Here is a 26,519-nt window from a genome sequence, read left to right on the forward strand (position 1 = left end):
ACATCCGCCGCGCGGACTCACCCTTCGCGCAGTTCGTCGTGCTCTTCCGCGACTGGCTCCGCAACAACCCCGATCAGGCGGACGCTACCGGAGACCAAGCGGCGCCTGGCCCGACAGCACGCCGGCGATCCGGACTACGACGACTACACGCGCTCCAAGTCCGCGTTCCTGGACGAGACGCACGACGAGATGCGGGGTGGGCGCGGACACAGGCGTCGCGGCCACACCTCACTTGAGCAGGGCCGCGCCATCACCATCCGCTGGATCTGGTTCGTCCCCTCGTAGATCTGGGTGATCTTCGCGTCGCGCATCATCCGCTCCACCGGGAAGTCCTTCGTGTAGCCGTAGAGCCCAGCAGCTGCACGGCGTCGGTGGTGACGCTCATCGCGGTGTCGGAGGCGAAGCACTTGGCGGCGCTGGAGATGAACCCGAGGTTCGGCTCGCCGCGCTCGGCGCGCGAGGTGGCGACGTACACGAGCTGGCGGGCCGCCTCCACCTTCATCGCCATGTCGGCCAGCATGAACTGGACGCCCTGGAACTCGCCGACGGCCTTGCCGAACTGCTTGCGCCTTGACGTACGCGGTGGCGGCGTCGAGCGCGCCCTGCGCGATGCCGACGGCCTGCGCGCCGATCGTCGGGCGGGTGTGGTCGAGCGTGGCGAGGGCGGTCTTGAAGCCGGTGCCCTCGGCCCCGATGATGCGGTCGGCCGGGATGCGGCAGTCCTGGAAGTAGATCTCGCGGGTGGGCGAGCCGTTGATGCCGAGCTTGCGCTCCTTCGGCCCCACCTCGAAGCCGGGGTCGTCGCGGTGCACGACGAACGCGGAGACCCCTGGCCCCCTTCTCCGGGTCGGTCACGGCCATCACCGTGTACCAGGTGGACTCGCCCGCGTGGTGATCAAGCACTTGGTGCCGTTCAGGACCCAGGAGTCGCCGTCACGGCGGGCGCGGGTCTTCATCGCCGCGGCGTCCGAGCCGGCCTCGCGCTCCGACAGCGCATAGCTGATCATCGCGTCGCCCGCCGCGATCGACGGCAGTACCTGGCGCTTCAGCTCGTCGGACGCCGACAGCAGGATCGGCGTCAGCCCCAGCCCGTTGACGGCCGGGATCAGCGAGGACGAGGCGCAGACCCGCGCCACCTCCTCGATCACAATGCAGCCCGCCAGCTCGTCGGCGCCCTGCCCGCCGTACTCCTCCCGGGATGGTGACGGCCTGGAACCCCAGCCTTGACCAGGGCCTTCTGCGCCTCCACCGGGAAGCGGGCCTGGTCGTCGACCTCCGCCGCGTGCGGCGCGATCTCCTTCTCCGCGAGCGCCCGGACCGCCTCGCGCAGCGCCTCGTGCCTCGTCGCCGAGCCGGTAGGTCTCGAAGTCGGGGTTCATGACACCAGCGTAACGGCACTGGGTGCCACATGTACACCACTACTTTTTACCCTCCGTGCAATGACTGGCGCCACTCGCCGCGGCCGCTCCCCCGAGGGCCGGGCCGAGGTCCGGGCGATCTGGTCGCGGCCGCCGTGCGGCTGTTCCGCACCCGCGGCTACGAGGAGACGACGGTCGACGACATCGCCGCAGCGGCCGGCGTTGGGCGGCGGACGTTCTTCCGCTACTTCCCCAGCAAGGAAGACGCGATCTCGCCCGACCACGAGGTCGGCCTCGCGCGATCGCGGAGGTGTTCGCCACCGCCCATCCCACCGAGCCGACGGCGATGCTCGTCGTGCGAGCGGGCGAGGACCGTCTTCCAGCTGTACGCCGACGATCCCGAGCTCTCCGTGGAGCGCTTCCGCCTCACGCACGAGGTGGCGGCGCTGCGCGACCGCGAGTCGGCCCGGGTGGACCACTACCGCCGCCTGTTCACCCGGCGGCTGCGGGAGCGCTTCGCCGGCGAGCCGGACGGCGACCTGCGCGCGGCGGTGACCGGCGCCGCGGTCGTGGCCGCCCACAACCTCGCGCTGCGCGCCTGGCTCGCAAGCGGCGGCCGGCCCGACCAGCTGGACGACTGCCGCGCCCGGTTCCGCAAGGTCGTCGACATGCTGCCGGGCGAGCCCGCCCGCGAGGAGCCGGCGTTGCAGGGCGTGACGGAGCGGCTGGAGGCGGCCGTCGCGCGGCTGGAACGCCGGGCCTGACGAGGGCGCGGGCTACCACATCCCGCGGCCACCGGTCCCACGGAGACCTGGGGGCCAGCCTCCATCCTGAAGGTGCCGCTGGCAGCAGTGCGACGGGAGGACAGCGGGGTGGAAGGGATCTCTGCCGGTGCCGGATCCTTCTTGGTGCCGCAGACAGCGATCTGGCGGAAGGGAGATCGACGATGAAACACGCCGGCGCCCCCCTCAGCCACCGTGAGCTCGCCACTCCTCACGCCGATCGTCATGGGATCCCCTGCGGTGCGGACGGCGAACTGGTCGTGGGCGGCAGGCGCCCCCACGACCAGTCCGCTGCCCCGCATCCGGGTGCGCGGCGCGTAGCGGGACGGCCGCCGTGAACATCGCCGATGCGCTGCCCGTTCTCACCCGGCAGGACCGGTGCGACCGGTGCCGGGCCACAGCCCAGGTACGTGCGGTGCTGCCGGCCGGCAACGACCTCCTGTTCTGCGAGCACCACGCCCGCAAGCACGCGCCCCGGCTCCGCGAGATCGGCGCGCTGCTCTCACCGGAACCCTGACTCCCCGGCACCCACCACGGGCCCGGTCGCGAGATGCGACCGGGCCCGCGGCGGTTCCTGCTGCGAACATGCGTGATCCCCGGGCCGCAGCGGGTGCTGCGCAAGCCGAGCTGGACGGGCTCGGGCCCGGGGATCACGGGTGGCTGCCTGGAATTCGCCGGCACCACACCGGCTTCCACTTGGCCGTCGGAACGAGTCCTGTGGTGCTAGCGGACAGCCACCTCACGAGTCCTGTAGCTATTCAACGCTGGACCACCTCCTCTCACGTGTACCGCCACAGTACGACCGGGAGCCGCGGGCGCGCCACGAGATTTCCGCAGATCACTTCTCGGTGGCCGCGGAGCGCAGCGCGGCGTCCTTGGCCAGCACGGAGTCGGCGAGGTCCGCTTGGAAGCGCACCATCCGCTCGCGCAGGCCGGCGTCGCCCGCCGCGAGGATGCGGACGGCGAGCAGCCCCGCGTTCCGCGCCCCGCCGACGGCCACGGTCGCGACCGGCACGCCCGCGGGCATCTGGACGATCGAGAGCAGCGAGTCGAGGCCGTCGAGCTGGGCGAGCGGCACCGGCACGCCGATCACCGGCAGCGGGGTGGCGGCCGCGACCATCCCGGGCAGGTGCGCCGCTCCCCCGGCACCGGCGATCACCACGCGCAGGCCCCGCTCCGCCGCGCTCGCGGCGTAGTCGAGCATGCGCTGCGGCGTGCGGTGCGCGGAGTAGACGCCCACCTCGTAGGGCACCTCGAACTCGGCGAGCGCCTTGCCTGCTGCCTGCATGACGCGCCAGTCCGAGTCGCTGCCCATGATCACGCCGACCTGCGCGTCAGAATGTGTTCGAGAAGCCCGCACGGGGGCCGCAGACGCCTGCGCTCCAGCGGGTCCCGGCTGCCCTGAGCGGCCCGCTCCGCGCTTCTCGAACACATTCTCAAGCACGCTGCACCTCCCGTTCGTAAGTGCCGGTGTGCGGCGACCAGCCGTCCGGCCACTCGCCGGTGGACAGCCACGCCGCGGCCAGCGCCGCACGCGACCGAACCGCGGCCATGTCGTCGCCGAGCACGGTGACGTGCCCGACCTTGCGGGCCGGCCGCTCGGCCTTCCCGTACAGGTGCACCTTCACATCGGGGAACCGCGCGAAAAGGTGGTGCACCCGCTCGTCCATCGACATCGCGGGCGACCGCGCGGCACCGAGCACGTTGGCCATGACCACGGCGGGCGCCGTCGGCGTGGTGGTGCCGAGCGGGTAGTCCAGCACCGCGCGCAGGTGCTGCTCGAACTGCGACGTGCGGGAGCCCTCGATCGTCCAGTGCCCGGAGTTGTGCGGGCGCATCGCCAGCTCGTTGACGACCAGCGCCCCGTCGGTCCGCTCGAAGAGCTCCACGGCCAGCAGGCCGGTCACCCCCAGCTCGGCGGCGATCCGCAGCGCCATCTCCTGCGCCTGCGCCGCGACGGCGTCGTCGAGGCCCGGCGCAGGCGCGAGCACCTGCACGCACTGGCCGTCCTCCTGCACGGTCTCCACCACCGGCCAGGCTGCGGCTTGACCGAACGGGGACCTGGCGACGAGCGCGGCCAGCTCCCTGCGCATCGGCACGGCCTCCTCGACGAGCAGCGGTGTGCCGGCCGCCAACAGCTCGGCGACGAGGTCGGGCTCCGGGCCGCGCAGCAGCCAGACGCCGCGACCGTCGTACCCGCCACGCGCGGCCTTGAGCACCACCGGCCAGCCGTGCTCGGCGGCGAACGCCGCGACCTCGCCCGGCTGGTGCACCTCGCTGAACGCCGGTCCGACGAGGCCGAGCCCGGCGAGCCTGCGGCGCATCACGAGCTTGTCCTGGGCGTGCAGCAGGGCGTCCGGGCCGGGGTGGACGGGCACCCCGGCGTCGACCAGTGCGCGCAGGTTCTCCTGCGGCACCTGCTCGTGGTCGAAGGTCACCGCCGAGCAGCCGCGGGCGAACGCGCGTAGGGCCGGCAGGTCGGTGGGCACGCCGGCGTGCACGTCGGCGCACACGAGCGCAGCGGGGTCGGCCGGGTCGGCCGCGAGCACGCGAAGCGACTGGCCGAGCGCGATGGCGGCCTGGTGCGTCATGCGTGCGAGCTGCCCCGCGCCGACCATCCCGACGATCGGCCGGCGCGCGACTGGGGAGGCGTCCACGGTGGAGGAAGCCTACCGGCGAGCGGTGCGACGCCCGCGTCTGGCACGATCGAACAGGTGTCCGTTGTCGAGTCGGCGCTCGCGATCATCCCGCAGCCCTACCGCGACATCGCCATCAAGCACCGTGAGCTCGTGAAGTTCGCCTTCGTCGGCGGCACGACGTGGGTGATCGACACCGTCGTGTTCCTGCTGCTCAAGTCCACGGTGCTGGCTGAGAAACCACTCACGGCCAAGGTCATCGCCGTGCTGGTGGCGACGATCGTGTCGTACGTGCTGAACCGGGAGTGGTCCTTCCGCACCCGCGGTGGCCGGGAGCGCCACCACGAGGCGGCGCTGTTCTTCCTCGTCAGCGGTGTCGGCGTGGCCGTCTACTCGGCTCCCCTCGCGATCTCGCGTTATGTGTTCCACCTCTCGGTGCCCGAGGTGAGCCTGCTCACCCAGGAGATCGCCGACTTCGTCAGCGGGCAGATCATCGGGGTGCTCATCGGGATGGCGTTCCGCTGGTGGGCCTTCCGCCGCTTCGTCTTCCCGGACGAGGACGTCCGCCGCCGGGTGCCGGCCGGCTAGTGCTCCTCCGCTAACGAGGCGTCGCCGATCGGCGGGGTGCCGCCGCCACCACGTCGTCCGCCCGGGCCGCCGGCAGGAAGATCGTGAAGATCGGTGGCCGGGGCCTCGACAGCTCCAGCCGGCCGCCGTCGGCCTCCACCAGCGCACGCGCGAGCGCGAGCCCGATGCCGGTGGACGACCCGACCGACACCCCGCGGTCGAACACGTGCGGCACGAGTTCCTCGGGCACGCCTGCGCCCGCGTCGGTGACCTCCACCAGCAGGCTGCTCTCGGCCGTCCGCGCGCTGAGCGTGACCGTGCCGGACCCGTGCTGGATGGCGTTGTCGAGCAGCGCGCCGACCGCCTCGCGGATGCGGGCCGGGGTCACGCGGGCGAGCAGGCCGTCCGGCACGCGGACCTTGATCGATCGGCCCTTCGCCTTGAGCGTAGGTCGCCACTCCTCCGCGACGGCGCCGAGCATCTCCCGCAGGTCCTGCGGCTCGGCGCCCGCGGCGCGCGCCACCCGCGCGGCCGCCAGCAGCTCGTCGAGCACCTCCGTGAGCCGCTCGGCCTGCTCCAGCGCGGCGAGCGCCTCGCTGCGTGCCGTCGGGTCCGGATGGGCTGCGAGCTCGTCCAGCCGCAGTTGCAGCGCCGTGAGGCGGCTGCGCAGCTGGTGGGACACGTCGCCGACGAGCGCCCGCTCCCGCTGCAGCAGGTCGGCGAGCGCGACGGCGGAGGTGTCGAGCACGTCCGACACGCGGTCCAGCTCGGGGATCCCGTGCCGGCCGGGCACCGCGCGGAAGTCGCCCGCCCCCAGCCGGGCCGCCCGGTCGGCCACCCCGCGCAGCGGTTCGGCCAGCCGTCGCGCCGTGACGGTCGCGACCACCGCCCCGGTGCCGACCGACAGCACGACGAGGAGCAGCACCACGGCCGTCACCTGCAGCTGCTCCGTGCGCATCAGCTGCAACGGCTCCTGCATGACGAGCACGTCCCCCGGTGCGAACGGCAGCGACTCGGAGACCGGGTCGTCCCCCACCTCCGCCCCCACGACCTGGTCGGGTTCGCCTGCGCGCTGCAGGACGAGCCGTCCGCCTGCCGGCACGGCGAGCTCGATGGCCGCGCGGTCGATCGTCGCGCCCGCGATGTCCAGCCGCGCCGCGACCTGCTCGAGGCGGGACAGCAGGTCGGCGCGGTGGATGTCCTCGACCAGCCGCCACGTGGTGATCGCGAGGGGCCCACCGAGCACGAGGGCCGTGATGGCGACCACGAGCAACGTGGACTGCAGGATTCGCCTGCGCACGGCCCGGGGCTCCGATCAGTCGTGGTTGAAGCGGAAGCCGACGCCGCGCACCGTGGCGATCCGGCGCTCACCGCCGATCTTGCGGCGCAGCCACGACATGTGCATGTCGAGCGTCTTGGAGGTCTTCATGTCCGGGTCGTTCCAGACCTCGCGCAGGATCTCCTCCCGCGTGACGACCTGACCGGCGCGCAGGAGCAGCACCCGCAGCAGCTCGAACTCCTTGTTGGCGAGCCCCACCTCGGCGCCGTCGACGAGCACGCGACGGCCGGAGAGCTCCATCCGCACGCCACCCACCTCGACCGCCTCGGGGGTGAGGCGGCGCAGCAGGGCCCGCACGCGGGCGAGCAGCTCGGCCAGCCGGAATCGGCTTGCCCACGTAGTCGTCGGCGCCCGCGTCCAGGCCGACGACGAAGTCGACCTCGTCGGTGCGGGCGGTGAGCATCAGCACCGGGAGGTCCGGATCGTCGAGGCGCACGCGCCGGCAGACCTCGAGGCCGTCCACTCCCGGGCAGGCCCAGGTCGAGCACGAGCAGGTCCACCTGGCCGCGCCCGCACGCGTCGAGGTCGCCACCGACGGCGCCGCCGCGCTCGAGCGCGTGCGGCGCGGCCAGGTGGACCTGCTCGTGCTCGACCTGGGCCTGCCCGGGATGGACGGCCTCGAGGTCTGCCGGCGCGTGCGCCTCGACGATCCGGACCTCCCGGTGCTGATGCTCACCGCCCGCACCGACGAGGTCGACTTCGTCGTCGGCCTGGACGCGGGCGCCGACGACTACGTGGGCAAGCCGTTCCGGCTGGCCGAGCTGCTCGCCCGCGTGCGGGCCCTGCTGCGCCGCCTCACCCCCGAGGCGGTCGAGGTGGGTGGCGTGCGGATGGAGCTCTCCGGCCGTCGCGTGCTCGTCGACGGCGCCGAGGTGGGGCTCGCCAACAAGGAGTTCGAGCTGCTGCGGGTGCTGCTCCTGCGCGCCGGTCAGGTCGTCACGCGGGAGGAGATCCTGCGCGAGGTCTGGAACGACCCGGACATGAAGACCTCCAAGACGCTCGACATGCACATGTCGTGGCTGCGCCGCAAGATCGGCGGTGAGCGCCGGATCGCCACGGTGCGCGGCGTCGGCTTCCGCTTCAACCACGACTGATCGGAGCCCCGGGCCGTGCGCAGGCGAATCCTGCAGTCCACGTTGCTCGTGGTCGCCATCACGGCCCTCGTGCTCGGTGGGCCCCTCGCGATCACCACGTGGCGGCTGGTCGAGGACATCCACCGCGCCGACCTGCTGTCCCGCCTCGAGCAGGTCGCGGCGCGGCTGGACATCGCGGGCGCGACGATCGACCGCGCGGCCATCGAGCTCGCCGTGCCGGCAGGCGGACGGCTCGTCCTGCAGCGCGCAGGCGAACCCGACCAGGTCGTGGGGGCGGAGGTGGGGGACGACCCGGTCTCCGAGTCGCTGCCGTTCGCACCGGGGGACGTGCTCGTCATGCAGGAGCCGTTGCAGCTGATGCGCACGGAGCAGCTGCAGGTGACGGCCGTGGTGCTGCTCCTCGTCGTGCTGTCGGTCGGCACCGGGGCGGTGGTCGCGACCGTCACGGCGCGACGGCTGGCCGAACCGCTGCGCGGGGTGGCCGACCGGGCGGCCCGGCTGGGGGCGGGCGACTTCCGCGCGGTGCCCGGCCGGCACGGGATCCCCGAGCTGGACCGCGTGTCGGACGTGCTCGACACCTCCGCCGTCGCGCTCGCCGACCTGCTGCAGCGGGAGCGGGCGCTCGTCGGCGACGTGTCCCACCAGCTGCGCAGCCGCCTCACGGCGCTGCAACTGCGGCTGGACGAGCTCGCAGCCCATCCGGACCCGACGGCACGCAGCGAGGCGCTCGCCGCGCTGGAGCAGGCCGAGCGGCTCACGGAGGTGCTCGACGAGCTGCTGGCGGCCGCGCGGGTGGCGCGCGCCGCGGGCGCCGAGCCGCAGGACCTGCGGGAGATGCTCGGCGCCGTCGCGGAGGAGTGGCGACCTACGCTCAAGGCGAAGGGCCGATCGATCAAGGTCCGCGTGCCGGACGGCCTGCTCGCCCGCGTGACCCCGGCCCGCATCCGCGAGGCGGTCGGCGCGCTGCTCGACAACGCCATCCAGCACGGGTCCGGCACGGTCACGCTCAGCGCGCGGACGGCCGAGAGCAGCCTGCTGGTGGAGGTCACCGACGCGGGCGCAGGCGTGCCCGAGGAACTCGTGCCGCACGTGTTCGACCGCGGGGTGTCGGTCGGGTCGTCCACCGGCATCGGGCTCGCGCTCGCGCGTGCGCTGGTGGAGGCCGACGGCGGCCGGCTGGAGCTGTCGAGGCCCCGGCCACCGATCTTCACGATCTTCCTGCCGGCGGCCCGGGCGGACGACGTGGTGGCGGCGGCACCCCGCCGATCGGCGACGCCTCGTTAGCGGAGGAGCACTAGCCGGCCGGCACCCGGCGGCGGACGTCCTCGTCCGGGAAGACGAAGCGGCGGAAGGCCCACCAGCGGAACGCCATCCCGATGAGCACCCCGATGATCTGCCCGCTGACGAAGTCGGCGATCTCCTGGGTGAGCAGGCTCACCTCGGGCACCGAGAGGTGGAACACATAACGCGAGATCGCGAGGGGAGCCGAGTAGACGGCCACGCCGACACCGCTGACGAGGAAGAACAGCGCCGCCTCGTGGTGGCGCTCCCGGCCACCGCGGGTGCGGAAGGACCACTCCCGGTTCAGCACGTACGACACGATCGTCGCCACCAGCACGGCGATGACCTTGGCCGTGAGTGGTTTCTCAGCCAGCACCGTGGACTTGAGCAGCAGGAACACGACGGTGTCGATCACCCACGTCGTGCCGCCGACGAAGGCGAACTTCACGAGCTCACGGTGCTTGATGGCGATGTCGCGGTAGGGCTGCGGGATGATCGCGAGCGCCGACTCGACAACGGACACCTGTTCGATCGTGCCAGACGCGGGCGTCGCACCGCTCGCCGGTAGGCTTCCTCCACCGTGGACGCCTCCCCAGTCGCGCGCCGGCCGATCGTCGGGATGGTCGGCGCGGGGCAGCTCGCACGCATGACGCACCAGGCCGCCATCGCGCTCGGCCAGTCGCTTCGCGTGCTCGCGGCCGACCCGGCCGACCCCGCTGCGCTCGTGTGCGCCGACGTGCACGCCGGCGTGCCCACCGACCTGCCGGCCCTACGCGCGTTCGCCCGCGGCTGCTCGGCGGTGACCTTCGACCACGAGCAGGTGCCGCAGGAGAACCTGCGCGCACTGGTCGACGCCGGGGTGCCCGTCCACCCCGGCCCGGACGCCCTGCTGCACGCCCAGGACAAGCTCGTGATGCGCCGCAGGCTCGCCGGGCTCGGCCTCGTCGGACCGGCGTTCAGCGAGGTGCACCAGCCGGGCGAGGTCGCGGCGTTCGCCGCCGAGCACGGCTGGCCGGTGGTGCTCAAGGCCGCGCGTGGCGGGTACGACGGTCGCGGCGTCTGGCTGCTGCGCGGCCCGGAGCCCGACCTCGTCGCCGAGCTGTTGGCGGCCGGCACACCGCTGCTCGTCGAGGAGGCCGTGCCGATGCGCAGGGAGCTGGCCGCGCTCGTCGCCAGGTCCCCGTTCGGTCAAGCCGCAGCCTGGCCGGTGGTGGAGACCGTGCAGGAGGACGGCCAGTGCGTGCAGGTGCTCGCGCCTGCGCCGGGCCTCGACGACGCCGTCGCGGCGCAGGCGCAGGAGATGGCGCTGCGGATCGCCGCCGAGCTGGGGGTGACCGGCCTGCTGGCCGTGGAGCTCTTCGAGCGGACCGACGGGGCGCTGGTCGTCAACGAGCTGGCGATGCGCCCGCACAACTCCGGGCACTGGACGATCGAGGGCTCCCGCACGTCGCAGTTCGAGCAGCACCTGCGCGCGGTGCTGGACTACCCGCTCGGCACCACCACGCCGACGGCGCCCGCCGTGGTCATGGCCAACGTGCTCGGTGCCGCGCGGTCGCCCGCGATGTCGATGGACGAGCGGGTGCACCACCTTTTCGCGCGGTTCCCCGATGTGAAGGTGCACCTGTACGGGAAGGCCGAGCGGCCGGCCCGCAAGGTCGGGCACGTCACCGTGCTCGGCGACGACATGGCCGCGGTTCGGTCGCGTGCGGCGCTGGCCGCGGCGTGGCTGTCCACCGGCGAGTGGCCGGACGGCTGGTCGCCGCACACCGGCACTTACGAACGGGAGGTGCAGCGTGCTTGAGAATGTGTTCGAGAAGCGCGGAGCGGGCCGCTCAGGGCAGCCGGGACCCGCTGGAGCGCAGGCGTCTGCGGCCCCCGTGCGGGCTTCTCGAACACATTCTGACGCGCAGGTCGGCGTGATCATGGGCAGCGACTCGGACTGGCGCGTCATGCAGGCAGCAGGCAAGGCGCTCGCCGAGTTCGAGGTGCCCTACGAGGTGGGCGTCTACTCCGCGCACCGCACGCCGCAGCGCATGCTCGACTACGCCGCGAGCGCGGCGGAGCGGGGCCTGCGCGTGGTGATCGCCGGTGCCGGGGGAGCGGCGCACCTGCCCGGGATGGTCGCGGCCGCCACCCCGCTGCCGGTGATCGGCGTGCCGGTGCCGCTCGCCCAGCTCGACGGCCTCGACTCGCTGCTCTCGATCGTCCAGATGCCCGCGGGCGTGCCGGTCGCGACCGTGGCCGTCGGCGGGGCGCGGAACGCGGGGCTGCTCGCCGTCCGCATCCTCGCGGCGGGCGACGCCGGCCTGCGCGAGCGGATGGTGCGCTTCCAAGCGGACCTCGCCGACTCCGTGCTGGCCAAGGACGCCGCGCTGCGCTCCGCGGCCACCGAGAAGTGATCTGCGGAAATCTCGTGGCGCGCCCGCGGCTCCCGGTCGTACTGTGGCGGTACACGTGAGAGGAGGTGGTCCAGCGTTGAATAGCTACAGGACTCGTGAGGTGGCTGTCCGCTAGCACCACAGGACTCGTTCCGACGGCCAAGTGGAAGCCGGTGTGGTGCCGGCGAATTCCAGGCAGCCACCCGTGATCCCCGGGCCCGAGCCCGTCCAGCTCGGCTTGCGCAGCACCCGCTGCGGCCCGGGGATCACGCATGTTCGCAGCAGGAACCGCCGCGGGCCCGGTCGCATCTCGCGACCGGGCCCGTGGTGGGTGCCGGGGAGTCAGGGTTCCGGTGAGAGCAGCGCGCCGATCTCGCGGAGCCGGGGCGCGTGCTTGCGGGCGTGGTGCTCGCAGAACAGGAGGTCGTTGCCGGCCGGCAGCACCGCACGTACCTGGGCTGTGGCCCGGCACCGGTCGCACCGGTCCTGCCGGGTGAGAACGGGCAGCGCATCGGCGATGTTCACGGCGGCCGTCCCGCTACGCGCCGCGCACCCGGATGCGGGGCAGCGGACTGGTCGTGGGGGCGCCTGCCGCCCACGACCAGTTCGCCGTCCGCACCGCAGGGGATCCCATGACGATCGGCGTGAGGAGTGGCGAGCTCACGGTGGCTGAGGGGGGCGCCGGCGTGTTCATCGTCGATCTCCCTTCCGCCAGATCGCTGTCTGCGGCACCAAGAAGGATCCGGCACCGGCAGAGATCCCTTCCACCCCGCTGTCCTCCCGTCGCACTGCTGCCAGCGGCACCTTCAGGATGGAGGCTGGCCCCCAGGTCTCCGGTGGACCGGGGCCGCGGGATGTGGTAGCCCGCGCCCTCGTCAGGCCCGGCGTTCCAGCCGCGCGACGGCCGCCTCCAGCCGCTCCGTCACGCCCTGCAACGCCGGCTCCTCGCGGGCGGGCTCGCCCGGCAGCATGTCGACGACCTTGCGGAACCGGGCGCGGCAGTCGTCCAGCTGGTCGGGCCGGCCGCCGCTTGCGAGCCAGGCGCGCAGCGCGAGGTTGTGGGCGGCCACGACCGCGGCGCCGGTCACCGCCGCGCGCAGGTCGCCGTCCGGCTCGCCGGCGAAGCGCTCCCGCAGCCGCCGGGTGAACAGGCGGCGGTAGTGGTCCACCCGGGCCGACTCGCGGTCGCGCAGCGCCGCCACCTCGTGCGTGAGGCGGAAGCGCTCCACGGAGAGCTCGGGATCGTCGGCGTACAGCTGGAAGACGGTCTCGCCCGCTCGCACGACGAGCATCGCCGTCGGCTCGGTGGGATGGGCGGTGGCGAACACCTCCGCGATCCGCGCGAGGCCGACCTCGTGGTCGGGCGAGATCGCGTCTTCCTTGCTGGGGAAGTAGCGGAAGAACGTCCGCCGCCCAACGCCGGCCGCTGCGGCGATGTCGTCGACCGTCGTCTCCTCGTAGCCGCGGGTGCGGAACAGCCGCACGGCGGCCGCGACCAGATCGCGCCGGACCTCGGCCCGGCCCTCGGGGGAGCGGCCGCGGCGAGTGGCGCCAGTCATGGCACGGAGGGTAACAGTAGTGGTGTACATGTGGCACCCAGTGCCGTTACGCTGGTGTCATGAACCCCGACTTCGAGACCTACCGGCTCGGCGACGAGCACGAGGCGCTGCGCGAGGCGGTCCGGGCGCTCGCGGAGAAGGAGATCGCGCCGCACGCGGCGGAGGTCGACGACCAGGCCCGCTTCCCGGTGGAGGCGCAGAAGGCCCTGGTCAAGGCGGGGTTCCAGGCCGTCACCATCCCGGAGGAGTACGGCGGGCAGGGCGCCGACGAGCTGGCGGGCTGCATTGTGATCGAGGAGGTGGCGCGGGTCTGCGCCTCGTCCTCGCTGATCCCGGCCGTCAACGGGCTGGGGCTGACGCCGATCCTGCTGTCGGCGTCCGACGAGCTGAAGCGCCAGGTACTGCCGTCGATCGCGGCGGGCGACGCGATGATCAGCTATGCGCTGTCGGAGCGCGAGGCCGGCTCGGACGCCGCGGCGATGAAGACCCGCGCCCGCCGTGACGGCGACTCCTGGGTCCTGAACGGCACCAAGTGCTGGATCACCAACGCGGGCGAGTCCACCTGGTACACGGTGATGGCCGTGACCGACCCGGAGAAGGGGGCCAGGGGGATCTCCGCGTTCGTCGTGCACCGCGACGACCCCGGCTTCGAGGTGGGGCCGAAGGAGCGCAAGCTCGGCATCAACGGCTCGCCCACCCGCGAGATCTACTTCCAGGACTGCCGCATCCCGGCCGACCGCATCATCGGGGCCGAGGGCACCGGCTTCAAGACCGCCCTCGCCACGCTCGACCACACCCGCCCGACGATCGGCGCGCAGGCCGTCGGCATCGCGCAGGGCGCGCTCGACGCCGCCACCGCGTACGTCAAGGAGCGCAAGCAGTTCGGCAAGGCCGTCGGCGAGTTCCAGGGCGTCCAGTTCATGCTGGCCGACATGGCGATGAAGGTGGAGGCGGCCCGCCAGCTCGTGTACGTCGCCACCTCGCGCGCCGAGCGCGGCGAGCCGAACCTCGGGTTCATCTCCAGCGCCGCCAAGTGCTTCGCCTCCGACACCGCGATGAGCGTCACCACCGACGCCGTGCAGCTGCTGGGCGGCTACGGCTACACGAAGGACTTCCCGGTGGAGCGGATGATGCGCGACGCGAAGATCACCCAGATCTACGAGGGGACGAACCAGATCCAGCGGATGGTGATGGCGCGGGCCCTGCTCAAGTGAGGTGTGGCCGCGACGCCTGTGTCCGCGCCCACGCCCGCATCTCGTCGTGCGTCTCGTCCAGGAACGCGGACTTGGAGCGCGTGTAGTCGTCGTAGTCCGGATCGCCGGCGTGCTGTCGGGCCAGGCGCCGCTTGGTCTCCTGGTAGGCGTCCGCCTGATCGGGGTTGTTGCGGAGCCAGTCGCGGAAGAGCACGACGAACTGCGCGAAGGGTGAGTCCGCGCGGCGGATGTGCAGGATCGCCGCACGTTCCGGGTCGTGGAGGAGGCGCTTCTCGTAGAGCGCGGCGTCAGTCGGGTCGCCCGGCCGTGGGATATCCCGGTGGACGCCTGGTGAGTCCGGCCGAGCCCCGTGTGCGGGCACGAAGCCGGTGGGTGCCAAGAGCTCCGCGAGTTCGTCCGGTGGCGGCAGCGACGGCATCTGCACCTGCAGATCGATGATGGGCTTCGCCGCGAGTTCAGGCACGGCCGTCGACCCGATGTGCTCGTAGCCGAAGGCGCTGGAGCGGGCAAGAGGTGTGAGTGCCGTCCTCACCTCGTCGAGCAGCCGTTGGGCACGGACCGGCCAGCTCGGCTCGTAGTCCACGACCACCGCGATGGGCACAGCCCGACGCTACCAACGCGATCACCGGAGATGGTCGGATCACGTGGCGGCCACGGCTCGTCAGGCCACCAGGCGGCCCCGGAGGAAGTCGACGATCTCCGCCCGCGCCGCCTTCGCCTGCGGGACCAGTCCGGGCATGCTGAGGAACGCGTGCGGCGCCCCGGCGTGTTCCGTGAGCCGTGCCGGTGTCCCCTCCTCCCGCAGCCGTTCGGCGTAGCGGCGGCCGTGATCGGCCACCGGGTCGAGGGTCGGGACCACCACGAGCGCAGGGGCCAGTCCGCTCAGGTCGTCAGCGTGCAGGGGTGACAACGCGAGCGGATCCGTTCCCGGCGGGACGGCCAACCGCTGGAACAGTTCCATCTGCGCCACGGTGAGGGTCGGGCTGTCGGCGTACCGGGTGATCGAGGCGTGGTCGAACATCGCCGGCGTCAGGTCGGCGCAGGGGTTGACCAGCACCTGCGCCCGGAGGGGCATGCCGCAGTCCCTGGCCCGGATCGCGGCCAGCGCGATGATCGTCGAGCCGGCGCTCTCGCCGAAGACGGCGGTACGCGCCGGGTCGACGCCCCACTCCGCGGCGTGTCCCACCACGTGCCGGAGCACGTCCCAGCCGTCGTCGACGGCAGCGGCGAGCGGCGTGCGCGCGTCGAGGAGGCGGTGCTCGACCGAGACGACGACGGCTGGCAACCGGGCGGCGAGGTGGCTGTTGACCCAGTCGCTCTGCACCGCCGTGCCGACGAACCCGCCGCCGTGCACGTGGATCACGAGTGGCCGGCCCGTGCCACCAGCGGACGGGCGGTACACCCGGACCCGGAGCCCGCGGTCGGGCAGCACCACCTCCTGCCAGCGGATCGTGGCGTCCCGGTCCGGGATGCCGGTGATCACCCTGATCAGGCGGGAGGCGCGCCTCCGGTTCTCCGCGTCGCGGAAGGCGATCAGCTCCTCGGCCGTCATCGCCGACCAGTCCGGATCCTTCCGCAGGACCTGCAGCAGCCGGATGCCCAGTGGCGGCCGTTCCACGGTGGCGACGTCGCTCATGTCTTCTCCTCGACGCTGTAGTTCCGCTACCAGAAGTAGCGAAACTGACAGTAGCGTAAGTCGTTATCGTGTGGCCATGGCCCGAGCGACCACGTCCGCCCGACCACCCGGTCGCCCGCGCTCCAGCGTCGACACCGTGGTCTTCGCCGCGACCCTCAGCACGGTCCACGAGCTGGGCTACGCCCACGCCACCGTGGATCGCATCGCGGCGGCGGCTGGCGTCGCGAAGACGACGATCTACCGGCGATGGCCCTCGAAGGGTGCATTGATCGCCGACTGCCTCGTCGACGCGTTCGGCCCCGCGCCACTGGAGGGCGCCAACAGGTACGAGATCCTGGCCACCGCAATCCGCTGGGCCGCCGCGAAGATCGGTGAGCCCGGGGTGGGCGCGGCGTTCGCGGGCGTGTTCAGCGACGCCGTCAGCGACCCCGCCCTGCGCGAGGTCCTGTCCGTGCGGCTGCAGGACCCGTACCGGCGCGCGCTGCAGGACGCGCTCGGCGAGCCGGAGAACCGGGTCCTGTTCTTCATCGACGTCGTCGTCGGGATCCTGCTGCACCGGATGGGGATGACCGGCGAGCCGATGGTCGACGAGGACGTCGACGCTCTGGTCGAGATGGTCTGCGGCTACTTCGCCGAATCCGGCGTGAGCGGTCCGGTGTGACCTGCGAAAGTGAGCAAGGTTAGGCGGGTGCGCCCTAACCGGGACGCCGCGAGAGACTTCAGGCAGCAGGAGCGAAACCCGGTCAGATCGGGTCGGCCGCCTCCGCGATGAGCCCCCTGAGGAAGGTGGCGGTCGCGGCCTCGAACGCCTCGTCGAAGGTCGGGTGCATGAACGCCAGGCTCGGATCGGCCTGGAAAGCGGCGAGCAGCGCCGGGGCGGGACGGCTGCGGGTCCACAGGGCGCCGACCAGGATGATGACCATGTGTGACGCGCGGAGCGCCTGCTTGTCGTCGAGCTCGGGGAGTAGGCCGCGGAGCCCCTCGGCGAGCCAGTGGATGCCGTCGCGTGAGGATCTCTTGTACCTGGTCGCGACGTCGACCGAGATGTTGTGCTCCAGAATCGCGTGTTGCGCACTCAGCAGTTCGCACAGCATGGGGCGGGCAGCGAACGACGTCGCCAGCTGTGCCGCGACCTGGCGCGCCCTGATCGGAGCCGGTGCAGACGGGTCGGCCCACCCGGAGACCGCCTCGGCGATCTCGGTCCGGTAACGGGCGGCTGCTTCCGAGAGCAAGTCGAGCAGCACCGCCTCGCGCGACTCGAAGTAGCGCATCATGGCTGACTTCGCCAGCCCGACCCGGCGGCTGAGCTCGTTGAGGCTGACAGCTGCCACCGGCATCTCGTCCAGCATGCCGGCCGCGGTCCGGAGGATGCTTTGCCGCCGCTCCGCACGCTGTTCGTCGCTCCGCGCACGCTGGAAGGCTGCCATCTCCCGAAGATAGTCGACCGGCGGTCCATTGACTGTGGACCGGCGGTACCTTAAGTTCAATGTACTGGTGGTCCATTACTCCGCCGCGGGCGAGCGAGTCGCTCCGTTCGCCCGATCGAGGGAGGGGCACGCCATGAAGGCCACGGCCTCATGACGATCGACCGGGGCTTGCTCGGACATCGACGCGCTTCACCTGATACGCCACCGGGCTCAGGTGGCCGCGTCTGTACGGCTCCGCCTTTGCGACGCGCACGCGTTCGCTCCGCGTCGACTCCGAACATCTCTTCGGCCGCGGTTCGCGCGCCGGGAAGGACATCCATGGTTCAGAAGGTCGCCCTGGTCAGCGGGGCCTCTTCGGGCATCGGGGAGAGCACCGCTCGCTGCCTTCACGAGGCCGGTTTCATCGTCTACGGCGCCGCTCGCAGCGTTGATCGGATGGCGGCGCTGGCCGCCGCCGGCCTGCAGACCGTCGCTCTCGACGTCACCGACGAGTCGTCGACCGAGAAGGTTGTCGCGGAGATACTCGCGGTGCACGGCCGGCTCGACGTCCTGGTGAACAACGCCGGGTACGGCTCGTACGGAGCGCTCGAGGACGTCCCGATGGCCGAGGCCCGGTCCCAGATCGAGGTCAACCTCTTCGGTCTCGCACACCTCACCCGAGCCGTGCTGCCGGCCATGCGGGCTCGGCGCAGCGGCACCATCGTCAACATCAGCTCCATGGGCGGCCGGCTAGCCACCCCACTGGGCGCCTGGTACCACGCCAGCAAATTCGCGGTCGAGGGGCTCAGCGACGCCCTCCGCTTGGAGTTGCGGCGCTTCGGCATCGACGTTGTCGTGATCGAGCCCGGTCTGATCCGCACCGAGTGGGGCAGCAAGGCGGCCCGCAAGCTGCGTGCCACCTCAAGTGAGGGGCCTTACGGCGACGAGGCCGAGGCCATCGCCGTGTCACTGGAGAACGGCGCCCGGCCGGACGCGCCCAGGACCTCGTCCCCCGACGTCGTGGCCAGCGCAGTGGCCCGCGCCGCAACGGCTCGCCGCCCCCGAACCCGTTACACCGTCGGCTTCGGCGCCCGGCCGCTCCTCATCGTGCGCAGTGTGCTTCCGGACCGGGCCTTCGATGCATTCATCAGGCGCATTTCGGGCTTGCGCGCATGAGATCGTCGCCGCGGACCTGCGGCGGTGGCCGCGCTCCGCGGAGCCACACCGCATCGACCACCCGTCGGCCGACCAGAAAGTGAAGAAATGCCTCACAGCGATCTCGACTTCGAAACCCGCGTTTTCGACAAGGAGTACATCACCCTCGCGGAGCGCCGTGAGGGTATCGTCCAGGGCGGGCGCCATCTGTTCGACCGACTGCCCGCCGCCTTCGACGGCGTCGCGCAGATCGGCGTCATCGGCTGGGGGCCGCAGGGCTCCGCGCAGGCGCAGAACCTGCGGGACTCACTGAAGGGTGCGGTCCGCGTGACGGTCGGCCTGCGCGCGGGCTCCGGCTCGGTTGCGGCGGCCCGTGCGGCCGGCTTCCGCGAGGAGGACAAGACCCTCGGTGAGATGTTCGAGGTCATCGGCTCCTCTGACCTGGTGATCCTGCTGATCTCCGACGCCGCGCAGACCGCGCTCTATCCGCAGGTCTTCGAGGCGCTGCGGCCCGGTGCCACGCTGGGGTTCTCACACGGTTTCCTACTGGGGCACCTCGCCGACGAAGGCCTGGGGTTCCCGCCCGACATCGACGTCATCGCCGTCTGCCCGAAAGGCATGGGCGCGTCGGTCCGGGCGCTGTACGTGCAGGGTGAAGAGGTGAACGGGGCGGGTATCAACGCCAGTTTCGCCGTCCACCAGGACGTCACCGGCAAGGCAACGGACCGCGCGCTGGGCTGGTCGGTCGCGATCGGCGCTCCGTTCACCTTCCAGACCACGCTGGAGTCCGAGTACCGATCTGACCTCTGCGGTGAACGCGCCATGCTTCTGTCCGGGGTGCACGGAATCGTGGAGAGCCTCTACCGACGCTACCGCGATCACGGCATGACCGACGAGAACGCGTTCCGGCACTCCACCGAGTCCGTGACGGGGCCGATCTCGAAAATCATCTCCAAGGACGGGCTCGACGGGCTGTACCGCCGCCTCGACGCGGCCGGACGCACGGTGTTCGCCGAGGCCTACTCGGCGGCCTACCCGGTCGGGTTCGAGCTGACCCAGGAGATCTATGGCGAGGTCCGGTCGGGCAACGAGATCCGCAGCGTCGTCCTGGCCGGCGAGCGACTGCGCCGGTTCCCGATGGGCAAGATCGACCAGGCGGACATGTGGACCGTCGGGGCGAAGGTCCGTGCGGACCGGGTCGAGGAGGACATCCCGCTCGACCCGTTCACCGCGGGTGTGTTCTGCGGCGTGATGATGGCCCAGGTCGACGTGTTGCTCGAGCACGGGCACCAGTACTCGGAGATCGCCAACGAATCTGTCATCGAGGCGGTCGACTCGCTCAACCCCTACATGCACGCGCGTGGTGTCGCCTACATGGTCGACAACTGCTCGACGACGGCGCGGCTGGGCGCTCGCAAGTGGGCCCCGCGCTTCGACTACTTGCTTACCCAGCAGGCCTACCCGGCTGTGGACGACGAGCAGACGATGGTGGACACGACACCGTTCCAGGCGTTCGAAGACCACGTGATCCACGAGGTCCTGCGGGTGTGCGCCGAGATGCGCCCACCGGTCGACATCTTCGTGGAGTGATCACGACCGGCGACGCTGGTGCCGGACGCGGACGCCCCATCCAATCGAGCCCCTCGTGCACGCCACGTACACGTTCGATCCCACCCTCGACCGCCTACCGTTCGAGCAGGTCCGCACCGCTGGCATGACAATCGAACGGGTCAGCGATCCACCTTGGACTCGCGGGCCACCAGCGCTCAAACTAGCTGGTCAGGGTCACGCATGATCAACGTCCGACCACGCTCACGCCCTGGCACGGAGGAAGTCATGCCACCGATTGTGCGCTGGAAAACCCGTGGCCACAGCAATGGGTAACCGCCAGTTTGAATGATCGCGCACTTCGGTGCGACGGCCGCCCGACCCGGGGTACGGCAGCCGGGACGAGGCCGCCGCGGTCGGGTGCCACGCGAGCTGCGGTGGTGCCGACTTCTCACCTCGCGGTCACCGGAACGCTCTGCCACCACAGCGGCACCGACTGCTTTCCGCGGAACGCACCCGCGCCGTAATCACACGGTTGCGCGAATCGGAGCCACCCGTTCCCGTGCTGATCGGGAAGCCCCCACACGCGGACTAGCCGAGCCGGGAAGTGGTCCGTTCGGTGGTGGCGCGCCGGGTGAGCGCTGCCTCGTCCGCGTTCCGGACCTGCACGAGCGACGCCTCGGCGGCCAGCACGGCGAGCAGGCCGTCCCGCAGGCCCTCGGCCGTGTTCCAGTCCAGGGTGGACAGCACGCGGTCGGTGCGGGACAGGCCCAGCTCGGTGGCGCGGGCCCGGGCGCCGGCGAGGACCTCGGAGACGGTGGCGCCGTCGAGTGCGGGGGCGTTGTCGGGAACCTGCTCCCACGGCACGAACTCGTCGCCCTGCAGCCGCACCTCCGTGGCGAAGTCGACCACCCCGGGTGGCAGGCCGGTGATGCCCTTGCCGAAGGCGTCGAGCGACAGCGCCACCACCCCGCCGGCCGGGCCGGACGCCAGCGCGATGTCGACGCGGTCGGCGTCGCACAGCACCCAATCGGCGTCTTCGGGCCGGCTGGCGACCTCGGCCCCGCACCACCAGGCCGCGAGCAGAACGGCGGCCGTCTGCCAGTGTGCGGGCAGCAGCAGCGCCACCCGCGTGCCCGGCTCGACGTCGCACTCCTCCCGCAGCAGGTTCGCGGCTTTCGCGGCCCAGTTCGCCGTGGTGGCGGCGGAGAGCTCCACGCGCTCGCCGGTGGCGTCGTCGTAGAACGTGATCAACGGGCGAGCGGCGGCACTGCCGGTGCGCAGCGGTCCGAGGAGGGCGGCGGTGAGCGTCACACCCGTCACCCTATGGCGACGGTCAGTCGATGCAGGGCACGCCCGAGGCCGTGATCGGCTCGGTCGGCTTCGGCTCGGCCTCGGTCGTGGTTGCCGGCGGCGCCTTCTCGGCGGGCACCACCGCGGGGTCGAAGTCGGCGCCCAGCACCACCTTCAGGTGCCCGCGGGTCACCGACGCGTCTTGCTCGGTGCCGATGTCGCCGAGCTGCTCGGCGACCGCGTGCGCGGCGTCGCCGTCGGGACCGGTGTAGCGCACCACGGAGGTGTCGGTGGCCTCGGTGTTGGCCACGGTCCCGCGGGCGAAGCCGAGGTCGCGCAGGTGCTCGGCGACCGAGGCGGCGATCCCGCCCTGCTCCGACCCGTTCCGGACGTCCACCACGTAGCGCGACGCGACGAGGTCGGCGGGCGGGGGCGGTACCGCGGCCTGCGCGGCGGCGGCTTGAACGGCGGCCTCGGCGGCCGCGGCCTGCTCGTGGATCCGCCTCTCGATGAACTCCTCGACGGCCCGCGGATCGACGAGCACGACGTCGCCGCGCGCGTTCGACTCGCGGCCGTCGGTGGGGATCGTGACGAACTGCAGGTTGCCGGCCGCGAGGTCGGCGGCCTGCTGGGCGAACCCCAGCAGGTCCCAGTCCTCGTCGATCACGAGGGACTGCTGTGCCACGCCGATGAGCGCTCCGAGTCGGGCCGGGTCGGACAGCGTGCCGCCGGCGAGGATCCGGTCGGCGACGGCGGCGAGGAACACCTGCTGGCGGCGGATGCGGGACAGGTCGCCGTCGGGGAGGCCGTGGCGCTGGCGGACGAACGCGAGTGCGTCCGGTCCGGAGATCGTCTGCGGCCCGGCCGGGAAGTGGGCGCCGGACAGCGGGTCGTCGACGGCCTTGCGGAGGCAGACGTCCACGCCGCCGATCGCGGTCGTGAGGTTGTAGAACCCGAGCAGGTTGACCTCGGCGTAGTGGTCGACGGTCTGCCCGGTCAGGCTCTCGACGGTGCGGATCAGGGTGCTGCGGCCCTCCTTCGCGGCCTCGGCCTCGATCCGCTTCGGGTCCTTCACCCCGTCGGCCACCAGCCGCTCGGCGGCGAGCGCCTTGGTCGCCGGGTACGCGGCGTTGATCTTGTCGCGGCGGTAGCCGGGGATGTACACGTAGGCGTCGCGCGGGATGGAGAACGCGGTGGCGGCCCCACCACCCTCCGGCACGTGCAGCAGGATGATCGTGTCGGAGTTCAGCACGCCGGTGTCCGGGCCGCTCGAGAGCATCCGCTGCACCTCGGGCGGCAGCGGGTTGCCGTGGGCGTCCGTGCGGCTGTCCACGCCGACGAGCAGGATGTTCAGGTCACCGCCGTCCCCGCCGCCTGCGATGACGTCCGTGGTGCTGATGCCGGCCGTGACGTCCCGGTAGAGCCCCCACGCCGTACCGGTGAGCACCATGACCAGCGTCGATGCCATCACGAGCGCGGTGCGCAGGCGTCGGCGGAGGCCGGGCTGCCGCCGCTCGGCGCGTTCCGGCCGGGGCCTGACGGGTGGACGAGGGGGATCGGACGGCCGGCGCCGTTGCGGCACGGCGCGCGCACGGTCCCGGTCCGGGGGCCGGGCGAGTGTCGCGCGTGTGGTGCCCCGTCCATCCATCGGTGCACCTCCGCTCGTCGCGATGTCCCTGTCTCCTAGGGTGCAACACGGAACGCGTTCGTCCAGAACGCCGCAGGGCGTGTCGCGGGTGACGGCCATCGCGGCACTGCCAGTTACGCACCGTTACTCCGGTAGACGTGGCCGGAGCGGAGGGAGCTCTCGTTGCCCGAGCAGCTGTCGCTTCTGCTGCCCGTCTGGGCAGGTGACCAGCCCGACTTCCTCGCCGAGGCGTTCCGCTCATCGGTGGACGCGCAGACCCGCCGACCCGACCAGGTCGTCATCGTGCGTGACGGGCCGGTGCCCGAGCCGCTCGGCGAGAAGATCGCGGAGCTCGTGAAGGACAGCCCCGTTCCGGTGGACCTCGTGGAGCTGGAGCACAACGTCGGTCTCGGACCCGCGCTCGACGCCGGGCTCGCGGCCTGCCACCACGACGTGGTGGCCCGCATGGACGCCGACGACATCTCGCTCCCGCACCGCTTCGCCGTACAGATGCCGATCATGGAGTCGGGGATCGACATCGTCGGGTCGGGACTGGTCGAGTTCGCCGACGATCCCGACGAGATCGTCGCCACGCGTGCCGTGCCGACCGATCCCGCCGAGATCCGCCGCCGGGCCCGGTTCGCCACCCCGTTCAACCATCCGACCGTCGTGTATCGGCGGTCGCTCGTCATCGGCGTGGGCGGCTACACCGACTTCGCGAAGATGGAGGACTACCTGCTCTGGGCGAAGCTGATCCTCGCCGACGCGCGGGTGGCCAACGTCGCGGAGCCGCTCGTGAAGTACCGCGTGGGCGCCGGGGCGTACGCGCGCCGGGGCGGGCTGGACCTGCTCCGGGCGGAGATCGCCGTCCAGCGCCGGTTCCGCGAGCTGGAGTTCACGACGCGCCGGCAGCTCGTTCGGAACCTGGTCGTACGGGGTGGCTACCGGTTGGTCCCGGAAGGACTCCGCCGTTCGGCCTATCGGAGAGTAATCGCCCCCTACAGAAAGTGACTTTTAGCTGAGGCGGTGACAGCATCGCGCCACCCGATCGAGGTGGTTGCGAATGGATCAGTCGGCCGAGGATCTCGCCGCGGATCTCGCGGTGCAGGGTGCCGCGCTGCTCGCCCAAGGACGCCCGGCCGAGGCCGCGGACGTGCTGCGCCAGGCACTGGCGGGCGGCGCGCCCTCGGCGCTCGACCTGCTCGTGCGGGCCTACTTCGACAGCGGGAGCTGGCGGGCGGTCGTCGACCTCCTGGAGCCGCGCGTCGAACAGGGGGACCTGCGGTACGCGAGCAGGCTGGGCGTCGCGCTCGTGCAGCTCGCCGAGCGGGAGCGGGCCGAGGCCGCCCTCCGGCTCGCCGTCGGATCGGGGGACGTGCCCGCGGCGAACGACCTCGCGATCCTGCTGCGCGACGAGGGCAGGCTGGTCGAGGCCGTCCGACTGCTCGTCGACGCCGCGAAAGCCGGTGACCAGCTCGCCGCGGCCAACCTGGTGGAGCTGCAGCTGGAGGCGGGTGACCTGCCCGCGGCCGCGGCCGCCGCGGAGCAGTACGCGTCGGAGCGGCGTCCCGAGACGATCCTGGCGCTCGCCGACGTGCGCGTGCAGCAGGGCCGCTTCGCCGACGCCGACGCGCTGTACCGGCGGGCGGGGGAGCTCGGCGCGCTGCGGGCCCGCACCGCATACGGGCAGTTCCTGGCCGTCAGCGGGGACCCGGCCGCCGCGGAGCGGGAGTTCCGCGAGGCCGAGCGGATCGCCGAGCCGGGGTGGGCCTTCGCCCTCGGCCGCTTCCTCGCCGACGAAGGTAGGCTCGACGAGGCGCGCCCGTACCTGCAGATCGCGGTCGACGAGGGCGACGAGCAGGCCCTCGAGGCGCTGGCCGAGCTGGACGGGGTGGAGGCCGACGAGTACTGAGCCGCCGGCGGGTAGTGGCCTTCCCCTTCGCGACACCGTCCTCCTCACCGACGGCGGTATGGCCACCGCGCTCGAGGCCCGCGGGCACGACCTCTCGGACGCCCTGTGGTCGGCCCGGCTCCTGATCGACGAGCCCGCGGAGATCGCGGCCGTCCACCGGGCCTTCTTCGACGCGGGCGCCGACATCGCGATCACGGCGAGCTACCAGGCGTCCTTCGAAGGGCTGGCCGCCCGCGGCATCGACCGGGCCGGGGCGGAGCGGCTGTTGCGGCGCAGCGTCCAGCTGGCGCGCGACGCTGCCGCGTCGGCAGGCGGGCGCAGGCGGTGGGTCGCCGCGTCGGTCGGGCCGTACGGCGCCGTGCTGGCCGACGGATCGGAGTACCGCGGCCGCTACGGCCTCGGCGTCGCCGCGCTGAAGGACTGGCACCGGCCGCGGATGGAGGTGCTCGCCTCGGCGGGCCCGGACCTGCTCGCGCTCGAGACCGTGCCGGACGTCGACGAGGCAGAGGCCCTCGTCGACGCCGTGGCCGGGCTCGGGCTGCCGGCGTGGCTGAGCTACAGCATCGACGGCGACCGCACCCGAGCCGGCCAGCCGCTCGCCGACGCGTTCGCGGTCGCGGCCGGGGCGCCGGAGATCGTCGCGGTCGGGGTCAACTGCTGCGCGCCCCGGGACGTGCCGGCCGCGGTGGCGCTCGCCCGCGACATCACCGGCAAACCGGTGCTCGCCTACCCGAACAGCGGGGCGGGATGGGACGCCTCCGGCCGAGGCTGGACCGGGCCTGCGCGCTTCGCCGCCGAGGACGCGCGCGGGTGGGTCGGGGCGGGGGCGCGGATCGTCGGGGGGTGCTGCCGGGTGGGGCCGGCGGAGATCGCTCGGCTCGCCGAGGCCGTCCGAGGTTCAGGAAAGCCACATCGAGGGCGATACAGGCCCTGAACGTGGCTTTCCTGAACGTCTGAGGCGGCGCAGCTACCCTGCGCCGCGTGAACACCGATCCCGTGCGGGAGTACGGGGATGCGCCGGCCGTCGTCACCGTCACGCGGCGGGGGCGGCCGTCCGTCGACGGCCTGCGGGCCTCGCTGCCCGCCGGCACGCGACTGGTCGTCGTCGACACCGCCTCCTCCGCCGGCGACGGGGAGGTGGTGCGGATGCCCGAGGACGTGGGGTGGGCGGCGGCGGTCAACCGCGGGGTGGCGGGGCTGGAACCGGACGTGGGGTGGGTCGTGCTCGCAGACCCGGGCCTGCGCTGGCGGCCGGGCGCGATCGACGTGCTGCTCGACGCGGGCACGCGGCACCCGCGGGCGGGGCTGCTCGGCCCGACTCTGCACGGGGTGCGCGGGCCGAGCGGCGGGCCGTTGCCGGGGCTGGCCGCCGCCGCGCGGGGCCGGATCCCCGGCGGGACCGGCGCCGGGCCGACGGGCTGGCTGTCCACCGCGGGCGTGCTCGTCCGCCGGGCGGCGTGGGACTCCGTCGACGGGCTCGACGGCCGCTACCTGGGCGGACCCGGCGGGATCGGCGACGTCGACCTGGGCGATCGCCTGGGCCGGGCCGGGTGGCTCGTCGTCGCCGTACCGGAGGCGGCGGCGGATGTCGAGCCCGGTGACACGTTCGGGAACGGGCACGGCATCCTGGAGCCGCACGCGGCCGGGCTGCACCGGTACGTGCGCGACCGCGCTCGTGGAACGGCGCGGGCGCTGACGGCGCTCGCGCGCCGTGTACCTGACCCCGAACCGTAG

General features: G+C 72.5%; 25 protein-coding genes and 3 pseudogenes. 15 read left to right on the plus strand and 13 right to left on the minus strand.

All coding sequences use genetic code 11. From position 1 onward, the window contains the following. Nucleotides 1–242 precede the first annotated feature (242 nt). A pseudogene (locus FB388_RS00005) lies at nucleotides 243–1,379 on the minus strand (acyl-CoA dehydrogenase family protein); the annotation flags it as partial. A 134-nt stretch (nucleotides 1,380–1,513) separates the two neighbouring features. Between FB388_RS00005 and FB388_RS00010 the strand changes: the two are divergent. Both FB388_RS00010 and FB388_RS00015 read left to right on the plus strand, forming a co-directional pair. Next, nucleotides 1,514–2,122: a TetR/AcrR family transcriptional regulator gene (locus tag FB388_RS00010; protein WP_281290367.1), complete on the plus strand. Its 609-nt coding sequence runs from the start codon at nucleotides 1,514–1,516 to the stop codon at nucleotides 2,120–2,122. 352 nt (nucleotides 2,123–2,474) lie between these two features. Next, the gene (locus tag FB388_RS00015; protein ID WP_142095367.1) at nucleotides 2,475–2,657 is read left to right on the plus strand and encodes a DUF7455 domain-containing protein; all 183 of its coding nucleotides are present in this window, start codon (nucleotides 2,475–2,477) and stop codon (nucleotides 2,655–2,657) included. 321 nt (nucleotides 2,658–2,978) lie between these two features. Here FB388_RS00015 and purE (FB388_RS00020) read toward each other — a convergent pair whose 3' ends face one another. Together purE (FB388_RS00020) and FB388_RS00025 are read right to left on the minus strand one after the other, a co-directional pair. Then, a complete protein-coding gene (purE, locus tag FB388_RS00020) occupies nucleotides 2,979–3,500 on the minus strand; it encodes a 5-(carboxyamino)imidazole ribonucleotide mutase (protein ID WP_281290401.1) in 522 nt (173 codons plus the stop codon). Between the two features lie 76 nt (nucleotides 3,501–3,576). Then, on the minus strand, nucleotides 3,577–4,797 hold the full coding sequence (locus tag FB388_RS00025; protein ID WP_281290368.1) for a 5-(carboxyamino)imidazole ribonucleotide synthase: 1,221 nt from the start codon (nucleotides 4,795–4,797) through the stop codon (nucleotides 3,577–3,579). Between the two features lie 57 nt (nucleotides 4,798–4,854). Here FB388_RS00025 and FB388_RS00030 point away from each other — a divergent pair, with 57 nt between their 5' ends. Then, entirely contained in the window at nucleotides 4,855–5,364 is a 510-nt protein-coding gene (locus FB388_RS00030) for a GtrA family protein (RefSeq protein WP_142095369.1), read from the plus strand. Nucleotides 5,365–5,374: 10 nt separating this feature from the next. Here the strand turns inward: FB388_RS00030 and FB388_RS00035 are convergent, their stop codons facing one another. Together FB388_RS00035 and FB388_RS00040 are read right to left on the minus strand one after the other, a co-directional pair. Further along, the gene (locus FB388_RS00035; RefSeq protein WP_142095371.1) at nucleotides 5,375–6,643 is read right to left on the minus strand and encodes an ATP-binding protein; all 1,269 of its coding nucleotides are present in this window, start codon (nucleotides 6,641–6,643) and stop codon (nucleotides 5,375–5,377) included. A 15-nt stretch (nucleotides 6,644–6,658) separates the two neighbouring features. Then, a pseudogene (locus FB388_RS00040) lies at nucleotides 6,659–7,200 on the minus strand (response regulator transcription factor); the annotation flags it as partial. On the opposite strand from FB388_RS00040, the gene FB388_RS00045 reads away from it, so the two are divergent. After that, complete coding sequence (locus FB388_RS00045; protein WP_246122021.1) at nucleotides 7,183–7,776, plus strand: response regulator transcription factor; 594 nt, start codon at nucleotides 7,183–7,185, stop codon at nucleotides 7,774–7,776. The pseudogene FB388_RS00040 and the gene FB388_RS00045 overlap by 18 nt on opposite strands. A gap of 15 nt (nucleotides 7,777–7,791) precedes the next feature. Further along, complete coding sequence (locus FB388_RS00050; RefSeq protein WP_142095371.1) at nucleotides 7,792–9,060, plus strand: ATP-binding protein; 1,269 nt, start codon at nucleotides 7,792–7,794, stop codon at nucleotides 9,058–9,060. Nucleotides 9,061–9,070: 10 nt separating this feature from the next. On the opposite strand, the gene FB388_RS00055 is transcribed toward FB388_RS00050, so the two are convergent. Beyond that, nucleotides 9,071–9,580: a GtrA family protein gene (locus FB388_RS00055; RefSeq protein WP_142095369.1), complete on the minus strand. Its 510-nt coding sequence runs from the start codon at nucleotides 9,578–9,580 to the stop codon at nucleotides 9,071–9,073. Nucleotides 9,581–9,637: 57 nt separating this feature from the next. Between FB388_RS00055 and FB388_RS00060 the strand changes: the two genes are divergently transcribed. After that, nucleotides 9,638–10,858 (plus strand): 5-(carboxyamino)imidazole ribonucleotide synthase, encoded by a 1,221-nt coding sequence (locus FB388_RS00060; protein WP_281290368.1) that lies wholly within the window; start codon nucleotides 9,638–9,640, stop codon nucleotides 10,856–10,858. A 76-nt stretch (nucleotides 10,859–10,934) separates the two neighbouring features. Beyond that, complete coding sequence (gene purE, locus FB388_RS00065; protein ID WP_281290401.1) at nucleotides 10,935–11,456, plus strand: 5-(carboxyamino)imidazole ribonucleotide mutase; 522 nt, start codon at nucleotides 10,935–10,937, stop codon at nucleotides 11,454–11,456. Between the two features lie 321 nt (nucleotides 11,457–11,777). Here the strand turns inward: purE (FB388_RS00065) and FB388_RS00070 are convergent, their stop codons facing one another. Both FB388_RS00070 and FB388_RS40790 read right to left on the minus strand, forming a co-directional pair. Next, nucleotides 11,778–11,960: a DUF7455 domain-containing protein gene (locus tag FB388_RS00070; RefSeq protein WP_142095367.1), complete on the minus strand. Its 183-nt coding sequence runs from the start codon at nucleotides 11,958–11,960 to the stop codon at nucleotides 11,778–11,780. A 350-nt stretch (nucleotides 11,961–12,310) separates the two neighbouring features. Beyond that, nucleotides 12,311–12,994, minus strand: a complete 684-nt coding sequence (locus FB388_RS40790; RefSeq protein ID WP_142095373.1) for a TetR family transcriptional regulator — start codon at nucleotides 12,992–12,994, stop codon at nucleotides 12,311–12,313. Nucleotides 12,995–13,053: 59 nt separating this feature from the next. Here FB388_RS40790 and FB388_RS00080 point away from each other — a divergent pair, with 59 nt between their 5' ends. Beyond that, nucleotides 13,054–14,208, plus strand: a complete 1,155-nt coding sequence (locus tag FB388_RS00080) for an acyl-CoA dehydrogenase (RefSeq protein ID WP_142095375.1) — start codon at nucleotides 13,054–13,056, stop codon at nucleotides 14,206–14,208. On the opposite strand, the gene FB388_RS00085 is transcribed toward FB388_RS00080, so the two are convergent. Together FB388_RS00085 and FB388_RS00090 are read right to left on the minus strand one after the other, a co-directional pair. After that, on the minus strand, nucleotides 14,201–14,791 hold the full coding sequence (locus FB388_RS00085; protein WP_211361695.1) for a GrpB family protein: 591 nt from the start codon (nucleotides 14,789–14,791) through the stop codon (nucleotides 14,201–14,203). The two genes, FB388_RS00080 and FB388_RS00085, sit on opposite strands and share 8 nt — an antisense overlap. 78 nt (nucleotides 14,792–14,869) lie before the next feature. Then, nucleotides 14,870–15,844, minus strand: coding sequence for an alpha/beta hydrolase (locus FB388_RS00090; RefSeq protein ID WP_142095379.1), 975 nt, complete (start codon nucleotides 15,842–15,844; stop codon nucleotides 14,870–14,872). A 76-nt stretch (nucleotides 15,845–15,920) separates the two neighbouring features. Between FB388_RS00090 and FB388_RS00095 the strand changes: the two genes are divergently transcribed. Then, entirely contained in the window at nucleotides 15,921–16,505 is a 585-nt protein-coding gene (locus FB388_RS00095; RefSeq protein ID WP_142095381.1) for a TetR/AcrR family transcriptional regulator, read from the plus strand. Nucleotides 16,506–16,587: 82 nt separating this feature from the next. Here FB388_RS00095 and FB388_RS00100 read toward each other — a convergent pair whose 3' ends face one another. Further along, nucleotides 16,588–17,271 (minus strand): TetR/AcrR family transcriptional regulator, encoded by a 684-nt coding sequence (locus FB388_RS00100; protein WP_142095383.1) that lies wholly within the window; start codon nucleotides 17,269–17,271, stop codon nucleotides 16,588–16,590. Between the two features lie 318 nt (nucleotides 17,272–17,589). On the opposite strand from FB388_RS00100, the gene FB388_RS00105 reads away from it, so the two are divergent. After that, nucleotides 17,590–18,426, plus strand: coding sequence for an oxidoreductase (locus FB388_RS00105; RefSeq protein ID WP_142095385.1), 837 nt, complete (start codon nucleotides 17,590–17,592; stop codon nucleotides 18,424–18,426). Nucleotides 18,427–18,450: 24 nt separating this feature from the next. After that, a complete protein-coding gene (locus FB388_RS00110; protein WP_246121408.1) occupies nucleotides 18,451–19,995 on the plus strand; it encodes a ketol-acid reductoisomerase in 1,545 nt (514 codons plus the stop codon). Between the two features lie 549 nt (nucleotides 19,996–20,544). Here the strand turns inward: FB388_RS00110 and FB388_RS00115 are convergent. Both FB388_RS00115 and FB388_RS00120 read right to left on the minus strand, forming a co-directional pair. Continuing rightward, nucleotides 20,545–21,267: a TIGR03089 family protein gene (locus tag FB388_RS00115; RefSeq protein ID WP_142095387.1), complete on the minus strand. Its 723-nt coding sequence runs from the start codon at nucleotides 21,265–21,267 to the stop codon at nucleotides 20,545–20,547. 22 nt (nucleotides 21,268–21,289) lie between these two features. Continuing rightward, entirely contained in the window at nucleotides 21,290–22,714 is a 1,425-nt protein-coding gene (locus FB388_RS00120) for an LCP family protein (RefSeq protein ID WP_170225411.1), read from the minus strand. Between the two features lie 342 nt (nucleotides 22,715–23,056). Here FB388_RS00120 and FB388_RS00125 point away from each other — a divergent pair, with 342 nt between their 5' ends. From FB388_RS00125 to FB388_RS00140, 4 genes and pseudogenes are all read left to right on the plus strand, one after another. Next, nucleotides 23,057–23,884: a glycosyltransferase gene (locus FB388_RS00125; RefSeq protein WP_142095391.1), complete on the plus strand. Its 828-nt coding sequence runs from the start codon at nucleotides 23,057–23,059 to the stop codon at nucleotides 23,882–23,884. 52 nt (nucleotides 23,885–23,936) lie between these two features. Continuing rightward, on the plus strand, nucleotides 23,937–24,785 hold the full coding sequence (locus FB388_RS00130) for a tetratricopeptide repeat protein (protein ID WP_142095393.1): 849 nt from the start codon (nucleotides 23,937–23,939) through the stop codon (nucleotides 24,783–24,785). 40 nt (nucleotides 24,786–24,825) lie between these two features. Continuing rightward, nucleotides 24,826–25,719 (plus strand): annotated as a pseudogene (mmuM, locus tag FB388_RS00135) (homocysteine S-methyltransferase); the annotation flags it as partial. A 47-nt stretch (nucleotides 25,720–25,766) separates the two neighbouring features. Then, nucleotides 25,767–26,519, plus strand: coding sequence for a glycosyltransferase family protein (locus FB388_RS00140; protein WP_142095397.1), 753 nt, complete (start codon nucleotides 25,767–25,769; stop codon nucleotides 26,517–26,519).

The sequence above is a fragment of the Pseudonocardia cypriaca genome, assembly GCF_006717045.1.
In the GTDB taxonomy this organism is placed as follows: domain Bacteria; phylum Actinomycetota; class Actinomycetes; order Mycobacteriales; family Pseudonocardiaceae; genus Pseudonocardia; species Pseudonocardia cypriaca.